Consider the following 5,846-nt stretch of genomic DNA (forward strand, 5'->3'; position numbering starts at 1 on the left):
AAGCCTTCACCAAACTCGCGTTTATATAGTGTCATTTTTAACTCCTGAAATGTAGTTACACATCTTATCATTGAGATACTGAACACCTGAAGTGTCCTGCTGAATCTAAATACAGCCACGCTGCTTATAGCTGGCTTGCCACTCTTTAAAGAGCTCTGTTAGTCTAACTTGATTTTGTTTACTGCCAGACGTCTTTTTGTCTTTTACTTTGGACTTGGCTTTGCCTAGGTCAACACCCGATAGCTCTTTACTGTACATCTTCGGGGTAACATGGCTGTAGTGTTGTTCAATCATGGCAATGCTGGTTCCACACTGTTTAGCTAATACTTCCATGCTGACGTTACCAGACATTAGTTGCCATGTGATGTAAGTATGACGCAGGGAGTACAACGTTCTGACACCATGTGGTGACGACTTCAAACCAATTTCCGATATCGCTTTTTCAAACGCCTTACCGAGTTCTTTGCTCGAAGTTCCATCCGCTAGTCTAAATAGCTTGTCTGAAGGTTTTCTATTAGGAAATCGTTCTCGTAATGATTGAACGCTGGAGAATATTTCATCACGGCATACGACTTCTCGGATACCTGTATGCTTGACCGTTTTGCCTTTTCTCACCGTGATATAGAAGATAATGTTGTGTTCATTGGTATCTATATTGATGTCACCCCACGTGAGGCTTTCCATCTCCGTGCCGGGGCGAATACCCGTGTTCACTGCAAATTCCATGTAGTCGAGTAGCAGTTCACGAATTTGACGGGTTTTTTCCCTAATACTGTTTTGCTCAAGTGCTAATACCGCATCGAAGGCTCTTTCATATTCCTCATGAGAGAAATGTGCTCGACGTTGCGATCCTGCACCTTTGGTCGATAGGGAAGGGACTTGTGCTGCTAACATCCATTTATGATCTACAGCTTCTTTAAATACCAACTGCATGGCTGCGTTGTGATTCAGCAGCGTTGATTTGGCAGGGACACGCTGGAATTGCTCAATACGCCACTTATCAAATTCACGCAGCTTTTCACTATCAATTGAGGTAATGTAAATACGGTCGAAGAAAGGGATATGGTACTTACGTAATACCTGAATATAGGTCCTGTAGTTAAGCGCCCCAGTTTCATTATCGAGAGCATCTTGCATGGTGCTAATCGCTTTTTCTGCTACATCGCGAAAGCGTTTTGTGCTGACCAGAATATTACGGTCAGCCATGAATTGGTATTCCATTTGAAGCCGATAGGCCATGCCGATGGCTTTCTCTTTTTCTTTCTGCTTAGTCGCTTTAGAATGCCACTTACCAGCTACTTTGATGCGGGCATACCAACGTTTGCTATTGTCTTGTAGGTAGACATATAATTCGTCGGAAATATCGTGTCTTTCGACCTGTTTGCTCATAGTCTGATTCTATAGTTTTTTGCAAAGAATTTGCAAAGTTTGTGAATTAGCAAAGTCTAATATGTAGGTCTATGAAAAATAATAACAAAAAATAACGGTTTTAGTAATATTTTTGACACGCTTTATTCAAAATCCCCTGCTTCACGGCGTGTCGGTTCGAGTCCGACCTCAGGTACCATCATTTGAAAGCCCCGTTCTTAATTGAACGGGGCTTTTTTATATCTGCGATTTATTGATTTTATTATTTCTATCAGATGGACTTATTTGTAGCCGTGTTTGTTGGACTGGTTTGTAACATGGTACCAATGTTGAGCCTTCCCGACGTCGACTCGATAGCACCTGAAACTTCTTAGCTCATCAAGATGACAAAACTCTTAATCTATTTGTTACTCAAACAAACTTAATTTTAGATCATTTCAACCACTCTTCGTTACTTAATTATTAGCGTTGTAGTGCATGCAATAAAAAGCTGACTCATAGAGTTGATTTATTTTATAAAAAAGGAAAGTAGATAGTTATGGAATTTTTACGAACAGATGATAGTTATTTTGTTAACTTACCAGGATATCCGTTTACACCTAATTACCTATTAGTGGACGATACTGAAGGAGGCCAGTTACGGATTCATTATCTTGATGAAGGAGATAAAAATGCTGAGCCAATATTATTACTGCATGGAGAGCCTTCATGGAGTTTTTTATATCGTAAAATGATCCCGATCCTTGTTGAAGCTGGTTATCGCGTTATTGTTCCAGACATTATTGGATTTGGCCGTTCAGATAAGCCAAGTAAACGTTCTGATTATACTTATCAACGTCATGTTGATTGGATGAAATCATTTGTTTTGCAACTCCAACTAAACCATATTAATCTTGTATGCCAAGATTGGGGTGGATTAATTGGCTTGCGTTTAGCTACTGAAGATACAGAACGTTACACTCGTATTGTAGCTGCAAATACGATGTTACCCACGGGTGATGAAGAAACTAATGATGCATTTATGAAGTGGTTTAACTACTCGCAAGAATCGGTTGATTTCCCTGCAGGACAAATGATAAATGGTGCATCTGTTTCTGATTTATCAGATGACGTTATTGCAGCATATGACTCCCCATTCCCTGATGAAACATACAAAACTGGTGCACGTGAATTTCCTTTGTTAGTGCCTATTACGCCTGATGATCCAGCAACACTTAAAAACCGTGCAGCATGGAAAGTTTTATCTCAGTGGAACAAGCCATTTTTGACCGCATTTAGTGACTCTGATCCTATCACTGCCGGTGGTGATAAAATGATGCAAGAAATAATACCGGGCACAAAAGGGCAAAAACACACCACTATTGTGAATGCTGGCCATTATTTACAAGAAGAGCAGGGTGAAGTATTAGCTAAAGTAATCGATAATTTTATTGCTGATAATCGTTAACGCGTCCTGTAGCCAAGTTCGATAATTGCTTAACAATAATAATGGTATCCATTATTAACATGCTTATCTTGATGGCTATATGTTCTGTAGGGGCATATAGCTGCTATTTATCATGATTAGCTTATGGTTTTATTGAACCATATTGATGTTTAATGCTAACGTTTTATCTCTATATTCAATTTCACTATTTATTCCCACCTTAACCTCTCCTTAACCCGCCCATCGGTATGCTTGCTCCATTATTGTGTAATACACAAGTTGGGAGAAATACTTGATGATGGTAAAACCGGCGCGACGACACGCAATGTTGGCACTGATTGTAGTGAGTTTGTTGGGCTGCAGCACTGTCGATAATAGCAATTACATCGACCAAGCTAGCCAAGCACAAGCAAAAACAAGCCAGCAGTTAATTGAACAGCTATTAGCCACCAAAAACACACAAGGTGTGCCGTCGCAATCGTTAGCGCGACTCACTGACTTAATCAATGTGCCTGAACTGCAAACCTTTATATCAGCCGCATTGCAAAATAATCCCAGCCTACAACAAAGTATAGTGGCGTTAAATATGGCCTATGCTCAGCACGGTATTACCTCTGCAAGCCGCTTACCATCTGTGGATGCCAGTTTTAGCGGTACTTCAACCGAAGACAGTGATGACAGTTACACTACTGATATTACCGTGAGTTGGGAGCTGGATTTATGGCAAAAAATAGCTGACAGCAGTAATGCAGCGCTAAAAGACATTGCCAGCACACAAGCCAGTTTACAGAGCGCGCAAGATTTAGTGGTGGCCAACGTAATGCGCAGTTGGTTAGACATTAGCCTTAAGCAACAACTCGTGGCGATTGAGACTCAGCGCTTAGCGGTATTAGATAACAACCAAGCCCTTATTTTAGCGCGCTATCGCGTCGGTTTAGGCAGTTTAGAAGATCTGGATAATGCCACTACCAGCGTCGCCAGTACGCAAGCAACATTAGTGGATTATCAAGAACAACTCGCACAAAGTCGCCGTAACTTAACCTTGCTAACAGGGCAGTGGACTGGCAGTGATGTCAGTGTTGATATTAGCGCCCAGTTCCCTACGGTTCTCAATCCAATCGATTCACTCGGTCAGCAAAACCTTGGGCATCGTCCAGACATTAAAACGGCATTTTACAATATCGAAGCAGAATCATTACGTACCGATGCCGCCTATAAAGCCATGTTGCCGTCGATCAGTTTGTCGGCCAGTTTGAGTGATATGGCCGAGTCGCCAAGTGATGCACTACTCACTGGACCACTATGGAGCGTACTTGAGCAGCTTTCAGCACCGCTATTTCAAGGTGGTAAGTTGAAGTCTCAAGCGGAGTTGGCACGTTTAACGACTGAGCAGCGCTATTGGGTCTACCAAGAAACCTTATTAAATGCGGTTAACGAGGTCGAAAATACGGTTGGCCAAGAGTATTCCCTCGCCAAACAACAAAAGCACTTAACCGACGCGCAGCTTAGTGCTCATCGCAGCTTTGTCAGTTATGAGCAAAAGTACCGCCAAGGCTTAGTCGATATTTTTGATTTACTGACCGTGCAACAGCAAACCTTTGATGTTGAAGCGCAACTTGTTACTACCATTTACAACCGTCTCATAAACCGAATTGATTTAGGCTTAGCGCTAGGTCTAGGAGTCTCGCATGAAGCTTAACCGTGTAAACGTCATCGTCACTGTATTGTCACTGGGCAGTATTGCCGTTGCGTTTGGCTATACCGCAGCGCAGTTACCACCTCCTGCGAATAAAAAAGCGCCTGCTGCTGAACTGTCTGTCAAAGCTGTCGCTACTAGCGCGGCGGTATCACTATTGCCGCAAGTGGGCGTTGTTGTGGTTAATGGCCAAGAATATCAAGCAGAAGTAGTTGGATTTGGTGAAGCAAGGCCGCGTTATGAGCTAACACTTAGCGCCGAAGTCAGTGGCAAAATCACACAGGTTAATCGTCAATTTGAGTCAGGTCAGGTGATCAAAAAAGGGGCTTTGTTAGGCAAAATAAACGACACCAGTTATCAACAAGCGTTAACTCAAGCACAAACCGATGTTGCTCAAGCGGAACTCGATTTATTAGAAGAACAACGCCAAGGTGAGCAAGCTAAGGCCGAATGGTTACGTTCAGGTTTATCTGGCGAGCCAGCTTCTCCCTTAGTGCTGCGCACCCCGCAATTAGCCCAAGCAACTGCGGCGCTAGATAACGCCAAACAAGCACTTAAAAAAGCGCAACAAGACGTAAGTTATACCCACATTACCGCACCGTTTGATGCGCTGGTGGTGAGCCGCGATATTCAGCCAGGCAGCTACGTGCAAACCGGCAGCCAGCTTGGCACTTTATACAGCGTGGCCGAAGTTGAAATCAGCGTACCGCTGTCTGAACTGCAATGGCAAAACCTACCTGCATTTGATAATGCACAGCTGGTTAAAGCGCCGTGGGATGTGACTTTGTTCAGCGCCGATGGTCTTCATCAATGGCAAGGCTACATTGAACGTGTCGAGCAACATTTAACTCAAACTAGCCGCCAACGTTCATTAATTGTGGTGGTCGATAACCCACTGGCACAAGCAACAGATCTGTATCCTGGCACCTTTGTTAAAGCACACATTAACGGTAAATCATTAAGCAATTTATGGCAGTTACCTTCATCGGCTATTTCACAACAAGGTGATATCTGGTTTGTTGACGCCCAAGGATTATTGGCTAAAGCACCTGCGACAGTCGCCTTTGAAAAAGACGGTTTTGTGTATGTGTCGCCCATTGTCACTGAGCAAACTAACGAGCAAATAAATCAGCCTAGTGTCATGCAAATTGTTAAACGTCCTTTAAGCAGCTTTAAAGTCGGCACTAAGGTGCTTGCTAAGGTAGAGGTGTAGCCATGTCGGGATCTCTATCTACACACAAAGGAGCAATAGCCTGGTTTGCCAGAAACTCAGTAGCGGCTAACTTATTGCTCATTGGCATGATCATCGTTGGGCTTTTTTCATTAGGCAGCTTACGCAAAGAGGCTTTTCCGAGT

At 43.0% G+C, this 5,846-nt stretch carries 4 protein-coding genes; 3 read left to right on the plus strand and 1 reads right to left on the minus strand.

Annotation, left to right across the window (positions count from 1 at the left end; all coding sequences use genetic code 11):
* Window positions 1–105: 105 nt before the first annotated feature.
* Window positions 106–1,389 (minus strand): tyrosine-type recombinase/integrase, encoded by a 1,284-nt coding sequence (locus CXF78_RS11800; RefSeq protein WP_102036896.1) that lies wholly within the window; start codon window positions 1,387–1,389, stop codon window positions 106–108.
* Between the two features lie 517 nt (window positions 1,390–1,906).
* Between CXF78_RS11800 and CXF78_RS11805 the strand changes: the two genes are divergently transcribed.
* The 3 genes from CXF78_RS11805 to CXF78_RS11815 all read left to right on the plus strand — a co-directional run bounded on the left by CXF78_RS11805 (window position 1,907) and on the right by CXF78_RS11815 (window position 5,703).
* Window positions 1,907–2,815 carry a haloalkane dehalogenase gene (locus CXF78_RS11805; protein WP_102036897.1) on the plus strand — a complete coding sequence of 303 codons (909 nt, stop codon included), beginning with the start codon at window positions 1,907–1,909 and terminating at the stop codon, window positions 2,813–2,815.
* A 274-nt stretch (window positions 2,816–3,089) separates the two neighbouring features.
* A complete protein-coding gene (locus CXF78_RS11810; protein WP_102036898.1) occupies window positions 3,090–4,493 on the plus strand; it encodes a TolC family protein in 1,404 nt (467 codons plus the stop codon).
* A complete protein-coding gene (locus CXF78_RS11815; RefSeq protein WP_102036899.1) occupies window positions 4,483–5,703 on the plus strand; it encodes an efflux RND transporter periplasmic adaptor subunit in 1,221 nt (406 codons plus the stop codon). Before CXF78_RS11810 ends, CXF78_RS11815 begins: the two co-directional genes overlap by 11 nt.
* The last annotated feature ends 143 nt before the right edge of the window (window positions 5,704–5,846 follow it).

Origin of the sequence: Shewanella sp. 11B5 (assembly GCF_002836795.1) — a bacterium.
Lineage (GTDB): Bacteria > Pseudomonadota > Gammaproteobacteria > Enterobacterales > Shewanellaceae > Shewanella > Shewanella frigidimarina.